Source organism: Thioalkalivibrio sp. ALMg9, from assembly GCF_000380625.1.
Classification (GTDB): domain Bacteria; phylum Pseudomonadota; class Gammaproteobacteria; order Ectothiorhodospirales; family Ectothiorhodospiraceae; genus Thioalkalivibrio; species Thioalkalivibrio versutus.
This window is the reverse complement of record NZ_AQYC01000009.1, coordinates 408,073-422,213: the sequence shown is the minus strand read 5'-3', so window position 1 is coordinate 422,213 and position 14,141 is coordinate 408,073. Positions and strand designations below refer to the sequence as shown.

The 14,141-nt window shown below is 65.7% G+C and carries 14 protein-coding genes; 5 read left to right on the top strand and 9 right to left on the bottom strand.

Annotated features, from left to right (window positions below):
• Window positions 1–5: 5 nt before the first annotated feature.
• Window positions 6–1,349 (bottom strand): phosphomannomutase/phosphoglucomutase, encoded by a 1,344-nt coding sequence (locus F792_RS0111115; protein ID WP_018169660.1) that lies wholly within the window; start codon window positions 1,347–1,349, stop codon window positions 6–8.
• A gap of 183 nt (window positions 1,350–1,532) precedes the next feature.
• Here F792_RS0111115 and F792_RS0111110 point away from each other — a divergent pair, with 183 nt between their 5' ends.
• Window positions 1,533–2,294 carry a class I SAM-dependent methyltransferase gene (locus F792_RS0111110; protein WP_018169659.1) on the top strand — a complete coding sequence of 254 codons (762 nt, stop codon included), beginning with the start codon at window positions 1,533–1,535 and terminating at the stop codon, window positions 2,292–2,294.
• 109 nt (window positions 2,295–2,403) lie between these two features.
• On the opposite strand, the gene F792_RS0111105 is transcribed toward F792_RS0111110, so the two are convergent.
• The 4 genes from F792_RS0111105 to F792_RS0111090 all read right to left on the bottom strand — a co-directional run bounded on the left by F792_RS0111105 (window position 2,404) and on the right by F792_RS0111090 (window position 6,028).
• Entirely contained in the window at window positions 2,404–3,678 is a 1,275-nt protein-coding gene (locus F792_RS0111105) for a diguanylate cyclase (RefSeq protein ID WP_018169658.1), read from the bottom strand.
• Window positions 3,679–3,761: 83 nt separating this feature from the next.
• Window positions 3,762–4,154, bottom strand: a complete 393-nt coding sequence (locus F792_RS0111100; protein ID WP_018145798.1) for a CBS domain-containing protein — start codon at window positions 4,152–4,154, stop codon at window positions 3,762–3,764.
• Window positions 4,155–4,165: 11 nt separating this feature from the next.
• Window positions 4,166–4,513 carry a hypothetical protein gene (locus tag F792_RS0111095; RefSeq protein WP_018169657.1) on the bottom strand — a complete coding sequence of 116 codons (348 nt, stop codon included), beginning with the start codon at window positions 4,511–4,513 and terminating at the stop codon, window positions 4,166–4,168.
• Window positions 4,514–4,516: 3 nt separating this feature from the next.
• Entirely contained in the window at window positions 4,517–6,028 is a 1,512-nt protein-coding gene (locus F792_RS0111090) for a DUF1538 domain-containing protein (protein WP_018169656.1), read from the bottom strand.
• A gap of 60 nt (window positions 6,029–6,088) precedes the next feature.
• Between F792_RS0111090 and F792_RS0111085 the strand changes: the two genes are divergently transcribed.
• Both F792_RS0111085 and F792_RS0111080 read left to right on the top strand, forming a co-directional pair.
• Window positions 6,089–6,793 carry an SDR family NAD(P)-dependent oxidoreductase gene (locus F792_RS0111085; RefSeq protein ID WP_018169655.1) on the top strand — a complete coding sequence of 235 codons (705 nt, stop codon included), beginning with the start codon at window positions 6,089–6,091 and terminating at the stop codon, window positions 6,791–6,793.
• A 94-nt stretch (window positions 6,794–6,887) separates the two neighbouring features.
• Entirely contained in the window at window positions 6,888–7,538 is a 651-nt protein-coding gene (locus tag F792_RS0111080; RefSeq protein ID WP_018169654.1) for an OmpW family protein, read from the top strand.
• A 27-nt stretch (window positions 7,539–7,565) separates the two neighbouring features.
• Here the strand turns inward: F792_RS0111080 and F792_RS0111075 are convergent, their stop codons facing one another.
• Genes F792_RS0111075 through F792_RS0111065 form a run of 3 tightly spaced genes read right to left on the bottom strand, consistent with a single transcriptional unit; the run spans window position 7,566 to window position 11,103 of the window.
• Window positions 7,566–7,988, bottom strand: coding sequence for an HIT domain-containing protein (locus F792_RS0111075; RefSeq protein ID WP_018169653.1), 423 nt, complete (start codon window positions 7,986–7,988; stop codon window positions 7,566–7,568).
• Window positions 7,978–9,942, bottom strand: coding sequence for a M1 family metallopeptidase (locus F792_RS0111070; RefSeq protein WP_018169652.1), 1,965 nt, complete (start codon window positions 9,940–9,942; stop codon window positions 7,978–7,980). Before F792_RS0111070 ends, F792_RS0111075 begins: the two co-directional genes overlap by 11 nt.
• Window positions 9,943–9,945: 3 nt before the next feature.
• The gene (locus tag F792_RS0111065) at window positions 9,946–11,103 is read right to left on the bottom strand and encodes a ChaN family lipoprotein (RefSeq protein ID WP_018169651.1); all 1,158 of its coding nucleotides are present in this window, start codon (window positions 11,101–11,103) and stop codon (window positions 9,946–9,948) included.
• 160 nt (window positions 11,104–11,263) lie between these two features.
• Between F792_RS0111065 and F792_RS0111060 the strand changes: the two genes are divergently transcribed.
• The gene (locus F792_RS0111060; RefSeq protein WP_018169650.1) at window positions 11,264–12,043 is read left to right on the top strand and encodes an FkbM family methyltransferase; all 780 of its coding nucleotides are present in this window, start codon (window positions 11,264–11,266) and stop codon (window positions 12,041–12,043) included.
• Window positions 12,044–12,088: 45 nt separating this feature from the next.
• Window positions 12,089–12,892 (top strand): creatininase family protein, encoded by an 804-nt coding sequence (locus F792_RS0111055; RefSeq protein ID WP_018169649.1) that lies wholly within the window; start codon window positions 12,089–12,091, stop codon window positions 12,890–12,892.
• Window positions 12,893–12,908: 16 nt separating this feature from the next.
• Here the strand turns inward: F792_RS0111055 and ribA are convergent, their stop codons facing one another.
• Window positions 12,909–14,054 carry a GTP cyclohydrolase II RibA gene (ribA, locus tag F792_RS0111050; RefSeq protein ID WP_018169648.1) on the bottom strand — a complete coding sequence of 382 codons (1,146 nt, stop codon included), beginning with the start codon at window positions 14,052–14,054 and terminating at the stop codon, window positions 12,909–12,911.
• Window positions 14,055–14,141 lie beyond the last annotated feature (87 nt).

Genomic DNA, 14,141 nt, shown 5'->3' with positions numbered 1-14,141 from the left:
CGGCCTTACCCCCGTATCAGGCGTGAAATCTCGTCCACGCGGCGTTCCAGCAGGGCCGGATCGGCGCGGGTCTCCACATTCAACCGCAACAGCGGCTCGGTATTGGAACTGCGCAGGTTGAAGCGCCAGTCCGCGAATTCCAGGCTGACGCCATCCGTATGATCCAGCCCCACGGCTTCCGACGCGTAGGCCTGCATCACCCGATCGGTGGCGGCGGCGGCGTCCTCGACCTCGAAGTTCAGCTCGCCGCTGCAGGGGAAGCGCGCCATGCGCTCGGCCACCATCTCGCCCAATGCCTGGCCGCGTCGGCCCATGAGCTCGGCCACCCGCAACCAGGGCAACATCCCGGTATCGCAGTAGTAGAAGTCCCGGAAGTAGTGGTGAGCACTCATCTCGCCCCCGTAGATTCCATCCTCGTGGCGCAGCCGCTCCTTCATGAAGGCGTGTCCGGTCTTGGACTGGATGGGTTCGCCCCCCGCGGCACACACCATCTCAATGGTGTTCCAGGTCAGGCGCGGATCATGGACGATGCGCTCCCCGGCGTGCCCCTCCAGGCATGCCTCGGCCAGCAGGCCCACGATGTAATACCCCTCGATGAAGTGGCCTTGGGCGTCGAACAGGAAGCAGCGATCAAAGTCGCCGTCCCAGGCCACGCCCAGATCGGCGCCGTGCTTGCGCACCGCCTCCGCGGTGGCCGCGCGGTTTTCCGGCAGCAATGGATTGGGAATGCCATTGGGGAAACGCCCATCCGGATCGAAGTTGACGCGGATCAGCTCGAACGGGAGATGCGGCTCCAGAGCCTCCAGCACCGGCCCCGCCCCCCCGTTGCCGGGGTTCACGACCACCTTGAGTTTCGGCAAGGTTTCGCGGTCGACCGAAGCCAGCAACCGGGAGATGTAGTCCGCCCGATGATCCAGGTGCCGGACCTGCCCGTGGGGCATGGGCCGGAAGTCACCGCGCTCGGCGCAGACGCGAATCGCCTGCAGCCCGGAATCCCCGCTGATCGGGCGCGCATCGCTGCGTACCAGTTTCAGCCCGTTATAGTCCAGCGGATTGTGGCTGGCCGTCACCATGATCCCGCCACCGGCCCCATAGTGCGCGGTGGCGAAATACACCTCTTCGGTGCCACACATGCCTATATCGGCAACATCACTCCCGCCCGCCGTAAGCCCTTCGGTGAGCGCCCGCGCCAGTTCCGGGCTGGAAAGGCGGATATCGTGCCCGACGACCGTGCGTCCCGGCCGGATCTCCTCGGCGAAGGCGCGCCCGATCGCTCGCACCACATCCGGATTGAGCTGGTCCGGCACCCGCCCACGTATGTCGTAGGCCTTGAAACAGTCGATCTTCATGCACGCCCCTTACCGGCATCATTCGCTTCCCGCACCGGACAGAAATCCGTTGCGTACACCTTCATGATACATAGCCGAAGGGCTCCGCGAGGCCATGCCAGCATCACTGGCGTGAGTGCCGTTACTTGACGCTCTACACGCATACCCCCGAGCATGGTGGGTTTATACAACGAGGAAAAGCCGATGAGTGAGCCGCAAGTGAAGACCGAGGAGAAGAAACAGCATTTCGACGATATCTACGTCGCCGAGACCCCGGTGCCGTTCAAGGAGCGCATCATCGACGCGCTCGACTACATCTCCGACGACTTCAACCGGCAAACCTTCGACCGGCTGATCCTGCCCTGGGCCGAGCAGCAGGCCGCCACCGGCAAGACCCTGAACTACGTGGACCTGTGCTGCTGCTTTGGCAACACCACCATGGCCGCCATCCACAATATGGATGTCGAGGCGATCCGCGCCAACTGGGCCGACGAGCAGGCCTGCAAGACCGTCGCCGCCCCGCGCCGTCTGCCAATGAAGACCACCGGCATCGATATCTCGGGCAACGCGCTGGCCTATGGCAAGAGCGCCGGGCTGTTCGACGAAACCTTCGAGGCCGACCTGAACCAGCCCGCACCGGAGACCCAGGCCGCGATCGAAAAGGCCATGGCCGACGCGGACATCGTGATCTCCACCGCATCGCTGGTCTATCTGGACCCGCCGGCAATCGAGAAGCTGATCCGCTCCTTCGCCGAGACCCCGCGCGAGGGCTACATGCTGGTCAACTTCCTGAACCCCTTCGCCCTCGAAAAGGCCGACGCGACCAAGCGCCTGCTGCTGGAACACCTGGAATTCGTCGGTAGCACCGCCAGCCGCCATCGCCGCCTGTCGCCGCTGGAGCAGGAGAACTATCCGGGCGAAGACTGGGCCCTGCTGGAGATCTGGGTGCTGCGCCGCCGCGCGTAGTCCGGACGCTGCCAATCTCGGGGCATGGCATCCCCGACAGGACGGGCCGGCCCTTTTGGGGTCGGCCCGTTTTCGTTAGGGCCGCCGCCGCACTACCGGAACCACGGCCTCAGAGCAAGACGACGCGGTTGCGCCCCGCCTCCTTGGCCTGATACATCGCCTCGTCCACGCGGCGGGCGAAGGTCTTGGGGGTATCGCCCTGGCGCATCTCGGTCACCCCGAAACTGGCCGTAACCGACACCGGGCACGCCGTTTCCATGGCCGCGACGGCCTTGCGCAGCTTTTCGGCCATGGCCTCGGCGCCCGCGCCAGGGGTCTCCGGCACGACGACCATGAACTCCTCCCCGCCCCAGCGCCCCAGGGCATCCGCCTCGCGCAACGCGCCCTGCACCGTATCGGCCAGCCGCTTGAGGACGTCATCTCCGGTCTCGTGGCCGTAGTCGTCGTTGAAGTCCTTGAAATGGTCGATATCGAACATGATCAGGGAAAGGGGCCGTCCGTAGCGGCGGCTGCGCTCCATCTCCGCCTCCAGTGTGTTGCCCAGGCTCAGGCGGTTGGCCAGCCCCGTCAGCCAGTCGGTATGCGCCAGGCGCCGGATCTCGTCCTCCATGCGCACTCGATCGGTCACATCCTTGCTGATCGACACGTAGTGCGTCACCCGGCCATGGGCATCGGTCACCGGACTGATGCTCTGCTCCATGTTCATCAGGGTGCCGTCGCGACGGCGGTTCACGAACTCGCCACGGAAGGCTTCGCCGCGCGCGAGCGTATCCCACATCTCGCGATAGAACCCGGGCTCCTGCTGACCGGACTGAAGGAACCGCGGATTCTTGCCTACCGCTTCATTCCGGCTGTATCCGGTCTGCTCCTCGAAGGCCGCGTTCACATAGGTGATCGTGCCTTCGGGGTCGGTGATCAGCACGGGGTCCACCGACACCTCAAGCGCGGTCGACAATAGCCGCAGCTCGTCATCCCGCCGCCGCTCCTCGGTAACGTCCTTTTGTACCGAGACGAAGTGGGTGATGTCACGGTCGTTATCGCTGGCATATACGGGCGAGATGTGCCAGCGAACCTCGTACGGGGAGCCATCCTTGCGGTAGTTGACCGTTTCGCCCTCGAAATACTCGCCACTGACGAGGGCCCCGCGCAACCTGTCCAGAACGGCGCGCGAGGTTGCCGGGCCCTGAAGGATACGCGGGGTTTTCCCCAGGGCTTCCTCCCGCGAATACCCGGTCATGCGCTCGAAACCGGCATTGACGTAAACGATCCGCGGACCGCCGTCCAGATCGGCGTCGGTAATGACGACCGAGTTGTACGATTGCTCGATAGCGGCATCCAGCAGTCGGAGTTTCTCGAACCCCTCGATGATCGACACGGACGCCATATCGGGCCTTCTGCAAAAATGAACGCACGACACGGGGTCATGCGCGAGGTCACTGAAATCCGACCCGCTTGGGGCGGCGCGGTTCAGTCCATGTCCGCCATCTCGAGGATCGATCCGACAATGTCGCTGGTCGTCACAATCCCTTCCAGCTCGTTGCCCTTCAGCACCACCAGCCGCCGAATCCCCTGGCTCACCATCAGCCGCGCGACGTACTTCACGTCCATCTCCGCGGGCACCGTGATCACCGGTTTCGTGCAGACATCATAGACATTCGAGAGGTCGATATCGCCCTCTTCCGCCACGATCGTCTTGAGGATGGTCGTATAGGTGATGATGCCGTAGGCATCGTGGGCGTGCTGCTTCTCCACCACCAGCGACTTGACGCCATGCTTGCGCATCAGCTGCATCGCCTCGCGCAGCGGTGCCAGGGGAGACACAGTGACGACATTGGGTCTTAGAATTTCGCTTACCAGCATGTTGCTCTCCGTCAGAGTTCTTCCTTGACCTGTTCCTGGAACTGCTCGATCTGCTTGCGCCCGATACCGGCGAGATGGGCCACATCCACCGTAAAGGCCACTCCCCGCGGGTCATTGGCCAGGTCCAGCTCCTTCGAGATGCACTTGAGCACGTCCAGGGCCACCTTCTTCTCCAGCACCCACAAGAGGACCGACTGACTGCCCTCGTAGGTCATGCCGAGAAACGTCCTGCGGGCCTCGGCGCCAATCCCGCGCGCATCCATGATGGTTACGCCACCAGCGCCCGCTTCCTTGGCCGTGGCAATCGCCTGTTCCTCCAGATCATCCGAGAGGACGGCCACCAGTGCAGAAAATCGCATTGCTCACTCCTCCTGCCGCTCGTCGCGAGCGGACCAGCGTTCGTAAAGATCCACGGCGATCGCGTATAGCATCACCGTGACGATGGGAAATATCGACGCGAACGCGATCAGACCGAAGCCGTCGATCAGTACGTTGCGATCCTCCAGGTGCGTCGCCAGGCCGATCCCCAGAGCCGTCACGAGGGGCACAGTCACCTCGGAGGTGGTCACCCCACCGAGATCGAAGGCCAGTGCCACGATCTGCTTGGGCGCCAGGATCGTGAGCACGATCACCAGCAGGTAGCCGCCCATGATGTAGTGGTGGATGGAGTCCCCCGCCAGGATGCGGTGCACTCCGATGGTGATGCCAATGGCCACGCCCAGCGCCACCAGGATGCGGATTACGTTGCCGCGCAACGAACCGCGAGCGGCCTCCTCGGCCTTCTGGCCGATCGCGATCAGCGCCGGTTCCGCCATGGTGGTCGCGAACCCGATGGAAAAGGCGAACAAATAAACCCACACGAACAGTTCGTTGGTAATCAACTGCTCGGCCATGCTCTCGCCGATCGGGAACAGGCCCAGCTTCAGCCCTACCACGAAGGCATAAAGCCCCAGCACCACCAACACGAAACCGAACATCACCCGCGGCAGATACGGGATGCGCTTGCGCAGCACGAAATACTGGAAAACCACGATTACCGCGATGATCGGTGCCACGTCACGCAGCATCAGCAACAGGTCCATGCCCATCGCGGACAGCCAGTGCCGCTCACCTGCGCCTGGCAGATCGGTTCCCGGATCCATGGCCGCTGTCTCGGCGCCTGTTGGAGCCGCGATCTCCGCTCCCGTGAACACGATGATCCCGTAGATCTGCACCGTGATCATCGGCACCATCACCGCCAGCGCCACCAGCCCGAAGCCGTCGCGCAGCGGGTTACGCCCGCTTATGGAGGCCGCCAGCCCCAGGCCCAGTGCCGCCACGAGCGGCACCGTCACGATGTTCGTGGTCACCCCGCCCGAATCGTAAGCCAGGCCCACGATCTCCTCCGGGGCGAAGAAGGTCACCAGCACCACCAGCACATAGCCGGTCAGGATGTACCAGTGCAGCGGATGTCCGAGCACCGTGCGCAGGATCCCCAGCGCCACCACGGCCCCTACCGAAAGCGCGACAATCAGCCGCAGCACCATGCCCTCGATACGGCCCTCGCTGATCACCTCCGCCTGCTCCGCCACCGCGATCAGGGCCGGCTCCGCGATCACCGTCGCAAACCCGAGCGTAAAGCCGAAGGCCATCAGCAACAGCAACGATCCACGCCGCGCCAGTGCGTTGGACAGGTTCTTGCCGATGGGGAAGATCCCCATCTCCAGGCCCTGCAGGAACAAGGCCACGCCGAACACCACGATGGCCAGGCCCACCACCATCGACAGCAGGCCATCCGGCACCGTGCGCAGCACCAGCGCCTGGAACACCGCCACCACGATCACGATCGGAGCGAGGTTGCGTGCCGCATGACCCAGGGTGTGGAGAAAATTCATGCGCTCCCTAACCGAGGCGCTGCCCCGGAATCAATCGCAAGCGTAATGGTCCTACGCTGCATGGAATCCCTGCAGATACCCTATCGCGCCGTGGTCATCGGCGCCACGGGCGGCCTCGGTGCCGCGTTTGTCGACCACCTGGAGAACGACCCGAACTGCGAACGCGTGGTCGGCCTCGGACGCCAAAGCACCCCGCCCGTGGACCTGCTCGACGAGGCCAGCATCGAACACGCCGCCACCTGGCTGCGAGACCAGGCAGCCGAGTGGGACTTGATACTCGACGCCACCGGGATCCTGACCATCGACGGCCACGGCCCGGAGAAGCGCCTGCGCGATCTCGACCCGACGATCATGGCCCATGCCTTCGCCATCAACGCCATTGGCCCGGCATTACTGTTCAAGCACCTGGCATCCCTGCTCCCGCGGGGCCGCAAGGGCATCCTGGCCACCCTCTCGGCCCGGGTCGGCTCCATTGAGGACAACCACCTGGGCGGCTGGGTGAGTTATCGCGCCTCCAAGGCCGCGCTCAACCAGATCGTGCGGACCACGGCCCTGGAACTACGCTTCAGCCATCGCCATGCGCTGGTGATTGCACTTCAGCCTGGCACCTGCGACACCCGTCTGTCGGAGCCGTACCGGTCACGCGCCCCGGAGGTCCTCAGCCCCGAATACGCAAGCGAACGTCTGCTCGGTGTCCTGGACCATCTGGGGGCCGACCAGTCCGGCAGCTTCCACGACTTCGAAGGCCAGCGCCTGCCTTTCTGAACGCTCACCCGCCCCAACCATGATCTGCATCAACAACTGCTAATACCGATGGCGGGATAGTGCCTGCGAACATACACCGATTCGGAGGCTCGACATGCAACGTTCCACCACCCTGCGCGCTCTGACCCTGGCCGGGCTGCTGGCCCCCGCGGCCATGATCCCGGCCCACGCGACCGCTGCCAACGCCGATGTCTCCGCTGGCGACTGGCTGCTGCGCGGCGGCCTGACCCACATCGCCCCCAAGTCCGATAACGGGGATCTGGTAGGCGGCGCCCTCGGCGTCGATGTCGGTTCCAGCACCCGCCCGACCGGCACCGCCACCTACATGTTTACCGACAACCTCGGCTTGGAGCTGCTGGTCGGCATCCCCTTCAAGCACGACATTTCACTGGAAGGCATGGGCAATGTGGGCTACACCCGCCACCTGCCGCCGACCCTGAGCCTGCAGTACCACTTCAACACGGGCACCGCCTACCGCCCGTATCTGGGAGCCGGGGTGAACTACACCCACTTCTTTGACGAGAAGACGCGGGGCGACCTGTCCGATCACAAACTGCGCCTGGACGATTCCTGGGGCGTCGCACTGCAGGCCGGCATCGACCTCGCCGTAACTGACAGCTGGTTCGTCAACGCCGAGGTGCGCTGGATCGAGATCGAGAGCACCGCGCGCCTGAACGGGGAGCGCATCGGCACGGTCGAAATCGATCCCTGGACCTTCGGGATGAACGTCGGCTACCGCTTCTGAGGCTAGCCACGACCGTCTGACGCCGGCCTAGCCGCCGACGTCTCCGACGAGGCCGAGGACCCGCGCAATGCGGTCCTCGGCCTCTTGCGTTTCCAGCCCGCGCGATTTCGGGGCACCCCACACGGGGCCGGGCCACGCCGGGTCCCCCTCGCGGCGCGCTACATGATGCAGGTGCAGCTGCTCCACGATATTGCCAAGCTTGGCCACGTTCAGCGCCTTCGGGGCGAAGGCCTGCTCCATCGCCCGCGCCAGTGCACCGGACTCGCGCGCCAGCTGGATGGCATCCTCGGGGGCCAGTTGGTGCAGTTCGCGCACATCGGCGCGGCGCGGCACCAGGATGAACCAGGGATAGTCGTGATGATCCATCAAGCGCAGCTGCGAGAGTGGCCACTCGGCCACAGCCCAGGTATCGGCCTCCAGGCGTGGATCCAGCAGAAATTCATTCGTCATCGTCAAACTCCTGCCATATTCCCGGCTGGGACCAGAGGCCGGTCCGCCATTCGCCGTTCGCGCCGGGCAACAGGTAACTGTAGTGGGATCGATGCCGCAATGCGGCCAATACCTCGCGCCGTGTATCCGCGTCCGCCCCACTGATCACAACCAACCGGGAATCCGGTACGGCCCAGGCCCGCGCACCCGGACCGATCTCGCCTGCATTCGCCAGTGCGACCGGGTCGCTCGGCAAGTCATGCCGCCCCAGCCAGCCGGCCACGGAGGAATGCGAGCCCAGCACGATCCGCATGCCTTCTGCGTCGTCCGCGGAGCCCGGCACTCGACCCAGCCAGGGGGCGACCTCGGAGGGTTCCGCATCCTCCAGCGCCACCACCCGGGCTTCCGGGTCCAGCGCCCCCTGACGCAGGATGGCGGGCGACTCATCCGCTGCCAGATGGCGGAACATTCGCCAGTCGGGGTCGATGGCAATGGCCAGGGGACGGCTGGAGGTCTCCAGCGAAACCCCCTTCTCTGCCGCATTCAGCTCGACCCAATGCGTCTCGCGGCCGTTCTCGGTTTCCAGCTCCAGCGGCACATACAGCTCCCAAGGGGCCTGCTCGTCGCGTTGTTGCAGCCGGCCCTGTACTCGCCAACCATCTCCCCGCACCTCGCGGCGCTGTCCCGTCAGTTCCAGCGCAGGCGCGCCAGCGCGCTCTACCCACTGGGAAAAGAAGGGCCGCAGGTCTTCATCCGTCGTTCCGTCGAACGCCCCGGTCACGGCGTCCCAGTCCGCCTCGCGAAAGCGCCATTCGTCGTACAGGGCCCGCGCACCCGACAGCAGCGCCTCGCGCCCGATTCGATCCTCCAGCATTCGCCACAGCATCGCGCCGCGGTGATAGCCGGCGATGCGAGCCGCCCCGGAATTGCCACCCCGGAAGCTCCCGTGCGCGCGATCTTCCCCGGCCGGCAAGGCCGCGTAATCGCGCAGCCACTGGCCCCGTTCCTCCCTCCCTTCGCCGCGGTCGCGCTTGAACTGATAGTCGGCCATGTAGGTCGTCAGCCCTTCCGACCAGTTGCCTGCGGAATAATCCACGTACACCCCGGTTCCCCACCAGGCGTGCAGGACCTCATGGCCCAGCGAGGTGTGCGGAATGAATGGCAGCGGAATCACACGCTCCCCCAACAACGTAAAGCCGGAAAACGCCAGCCCCACGGGCTGCGGACTCGCGGCGATCGTGAAGGTCGCAAACGGGTACGGGCCGATCTCGTCATTGAAGCGCTGCAGGTATTTGGCCGCCTGCTCGCGATAGGTCTCCCCGAATCGCTCCTCGAGGCCGACCGGAAACAGGGTGCGTACCTCCACATCTCCAACCCGTCGCTCGGCCGACTCCCAGGGGCCGGTAGCGATCGCCAGGGCTCGACCAGCGGGGTGCTCGAACGTCGCATGGTATTCGTCACCCCGGCGCTCTTCGGCCACGCGGGAGCCGGAAGCCACCCCGAGATGGCCACCAAGGCTCTTCAATTCGATCCGCACAGCGTGGGGCTCGGCATCGGGACGGCGCGGATACCAGTCGGCGCCCGGCGGCAGATACCCGCCGTCCGGACCCAGGTATCCGCTCCCGGGACGTGCCTGGTCCGGTGCCGCAAGACGCGCCCCATAGCGGATCGCCAAAGGCCCGTCATCCGCGGCCGGCTCGCGCGCCAGTTCCAGCCAACCATCCTCGCTGCGGTCGAACTCGACTATCTGCCCGCCAAGCGTCACCGCATCCACGGCAATGCCCGGATCCAGTCGGAACCGGCGCAGCGAGGCCGGATCGATCCGGGCTGGATCCGCCTCGAACCGCCCCTCCAGCCGCGCCTGGCTGGGATCCAGTTCCACCTCCAGCGTCACACCATCGTATGCCGTGTCGGCCGAAACCGCTCCACCGGCCAGCCACAAGACAACACTGCACACCAACAACCCCGGGCGCATGCGTCAGTCCTCGCGCGGGAAGCGTGCCACGCGCTCTAGCCGCTTGCCCTCACGCTCGATCTGCAGTGGCAGCCACATGCCCGGTGGCGTCGCTTGCACCACGCGTTGCAGATCGCCAGCGGCGCGGATGGTCTGTTCGCCTGCCCGCAAAACGCGATCTCCAGCCTCCAGGCCGGCCGCCTCACCGACCGACCCCTCCTGCACGCGCAGGATGCGAATCCCCGGCGCGTCATCGGACTCCAGGTGCACGCCCAGCATCAAACTCGAGCGTTCAAAACGCTCGTCGTGTGGCACGCCGAAGACGGCGTGCGCAAGCGCCGGATCGCTGTCTGCACAACCGCCGGGCTCGAGCGGCAACAAGACCGCGGCCTCGTTCACGCCCAGATCGGCAAGTTGATGCGGCACCCCATAGCCGTATTCCAGGTGCCCGGAGCCAATGATCGCGGCCACCAGTGGCGGCGTATCGCCTCCCGCCTTGATGTGCGCCGCAATCCCGCCAGCCATCATCCGATCCCACGCCAGCTGCGTCGCGATAAACCGTTCCGAGTCCGGTCCCATGCCCGCTGGATGACGTTCCAGCACGGCTTCCAGATAGTCACGGTAGCCCTGGCTCGCCGCGGCCGGGGCCGACACCCCATCGCGCGTATCGGCGTCCACGGTATCCCAGCCGTCGTGACCCAGACGCTGGATATATTCCCGTTCCAGGTTCAGCGCCAGCAGCGGCACGTCGTGGACGCGGGCAAAGTGCAGGATCGGCCAGTACAACTCCGGGTCGAAACCCCAGTGCTCGTACCAACCGCTCTTCTCCAGGAATGCCTCCGGGTCCAGCTCGCCCGCGACCCAGGCATCCAGCACCGGCTGCCTGGAGCGGGGCAGCATCTCCAGCCCGATCACCATGTCCGGACGCTGACCATGCAGCGCAGAAAGCGTGCCCAACTGCCAGCGATGATGATCCATCCGGTCGTGGCGCTCGCCCAGCAACACCACCTCGCGGGTGGCAAGGTCGGCATACAGTTCGGCGGCATCCAGCGGCTCGCCCGCCGGCGTGGACCACGCCCCCGGAGCCGGACAATCACTGCCCGCCTTCACGGTACCCGCCAACAATGCCGCCAGCAGGCCAACCGCGCCCACCCATGTCCCCACCCGAAAACCCGCCTGCATGCAGTACTCCTCGTTGCGAACCCACTACGCGCGGGAACATTTTCCAACGCCCACTCTTCCACGAACCCGGAGACCGGGTCCCGGCACGGCCAAACTATCCAGAAGACCCTGCGGCGCCTCCAGCGTTCCCCCGAGACCTCCGCTCGGTTAGCCTGAAAGGATGAGCACACCCCCGCAAAACCCACGCCACCTGGCCTGGCTGGATCAGACCATCGGTGTCCTGCGATCCCTGATCATCTATCGCCGCCCCGGACGCCAGCGCGGACTACAGCATATGTATGCCCCGTTTATTCAGTCCGGGGATCTGGTGTTCGACATCGGAGCCCATGTCGGCGACCGCACCCGCGCCTTCGCCGATCTTGGCGCGCGTGTGGTCGCCCTGGAACCGCAACCGCAGCTCCTGCCCTGGCTGCGCCGTGCGGTGCGCGGGCGCCCGGGCATCTCGATTCGGCGCGAGGTGGCCGGGCCACGCCCAGGTACCGCACAGCTGCAGGTCAGCCGACGTCACCCGACCGTCTCCTCCGCCTCGCGTTCCTGGGTACGATCATTGCGCACCCGGAACCGCAGCTTTGAACACGTACGCTGGGATGAAGAGATCGCGGTACCCATGGTCACCCTCGACCAACTCATCGCCGAATACGGGCCTCCAGCATTCTGCAAGATCGATGTGGAGGGCATGGAGTCCGAGGTTCTGCGCGGCCTGAGCCACCCCATCTCCGCCCTGTCCTTCGAGTTCGTGGCCGGCGCGCTGGACGTCACCCGCGACTGCCTCGACCAGCTGGCGGAACTGGGCACGTACGAATACAACCTGATCCGCGGCGAACGCCGCCAGTATCAATTCGCCGACTGGCAATCCGCCGCAGCGATCCTTGCCTGGCTGGAGCGACACGGCGAAAACCTGGGTTCGGGCGACCTGTATGCCCGCCGACACGATGCTTGAAGGGGTCGCCTTGACGGAACCAGTGCGAGCGGCAAGGCTGAGCCTATGAACGCCGACAACCTCCCCTGGTGGCAACACCACACGAGCGACGGGATCGCCGCGCTCGCCGCCCGCGATGCCGTCGCGATCCTGCCCCTGTCGGCCATCGAACAACACGGCCCCCACCTGCCGCTGGATACCGACTACCGCATTGGGCTGGGCCTGCTGCAGGCCGCCTGCGAGACCATGCCGGAGGACCTTCCGCTCGCGGTCCTGCCGCCGGTGGCGATCGCCACCAGTACCGAACATACCGGCTTCCCCGGCACCCTGAGCCTGCAGCCCGAAACCGCATTGGCCACCCTGCGCGACATCGGCGACAGCGTGTCCCGCAGCGGCCTGCGGCGCCTGCTGCTCGTCAACAGTCATGGCGGCAATACCGCGATCTGCGACCTCGCTGCCCTGGAGTTGCGCCGCGCCCACGGCATGCTTGTGGTCAAACATCACTATTTCACCCAGCCCCCGCCGGACGCGCCCCGAATCGCGCCCGAGGAGCTTCGCCACGGCCTGCACGGCGGCTTGATCGAGACCGCGATGATGCGGTTCCTCGCTCCCGAGCACGTGCGCATGGAAGCGGCCCTGGACGCGCCTTCACTGGGCGCGGAGCTCGCAGAAAAGCTGGAAGTGCTGGAACCCGAAGGGCGCGCGGCCTTCGCCTGGATGGCGGGTGACCTCCACCCGTCCGGTGTCGTCGGGGATGCCCGCGGCGCAACCGCCGAGTTGGGACAGCAATTGGTGGAGCACTACGCTCGCACCCTGGCCGCGACGATCCGCGACGCCGCGCGGTTCGACCTGACGCAACTCGCGCCCTGAAAGGGAGCCAGTTGCGTCAGCCGCGCTCGGCCTCCGAGGCCAGCAGCTCCTGGAGCCAGTGGCCGCCACGGTCGGCCTTGGTGCTGAGATAGCGCAGGTTGTGCGGATTCAGCTTGCCATGCACCGGCTCGCGTGCCACCACGTCGATGCCACCGGCACGCAGGGCATCCATTTTTCCGGGATTGTTGGTCAATAGCCGCACGCTGTCGATGCCGAGGAACTCCAGCATCTCCACGGCCGCGTCATAGCGCCGGCCATCGGCCTCGAAACCCAGCTGGCAATCGGAATCGATGGTATCCAGTCCGGCCGTCTGCATGGTATAGGCGCGCAACTTGTTGGCGAGTCCAATACCACGACCCTCCTGCGCCAGATACAACAGGACGCCGCCGCCCGAGTCATTGATGGTCTTCACGCCCAGACGCAGCTGATCGCCGCAGTCACAGCGGAGGCTGCCGAACAGATCCCCGGTCAGACAGGCCGAGTGCAGCCGGACCGGTACCGCATCCGGCCAGTCGCGGGGCTCCCCTATCAGCACCGCGACGTGCTCCAGGATCCCGTTGCCCTCGCGGAACAGCATGAATCGAGTGACCGGCGCGTCCGCCAGCGGCACCGGGGCCTCACTGACATAGGCCAGTTCCAGGCGCGGGTGCTTGGCCACCGCGCGCGCCTCCTGCTCGTCGACGTCGAGGAACATGCCATCCGCCAGCGCCGCGCGAATGGCCTCCGGCACCGGCTCGGGGACCGGCGCGGCCACCACCGCCGGCAACAGACGCCCCGCACGCACAAGCTCCAGGGCCGCGACCTCTGCGGGAAGCGCACGAACCACCGTGGGCTGCCCAATCGCGGCGTACGGATGGGTCGTCTCGTTCGAGGCTTCCGGGGCGCTGGCCAGTGTAAACAGGGCCTCGGGATCGGTATTCGGAGCGAATTCCAGGGCCACACCTTCCCAGCCTTCCTGCAGCGGCTGGGACCAGCCCATTGCAGAGGCGCGGTGCGCGGTTAGAATCAGTCGAGGCCCGGACCCGGTCATGTGGGTCAGGCGATCCAGCAACACAGGGGTCAGCCCCTCGACGGCCGCAACGAGTACACTCGACTGCGAACCACTCACCAGGACCGGATGGCCCCGGCGAAGATCAAAGATCCCGCGATCGGCGTTGTGCATCGGGTGCTTCCATACGGAGTTTTGTTTATGACCAGCCCGCAAACCGCGAATTCCCCGGAGGCGGCTCCCGGCTTGGCCAGGCAGGTC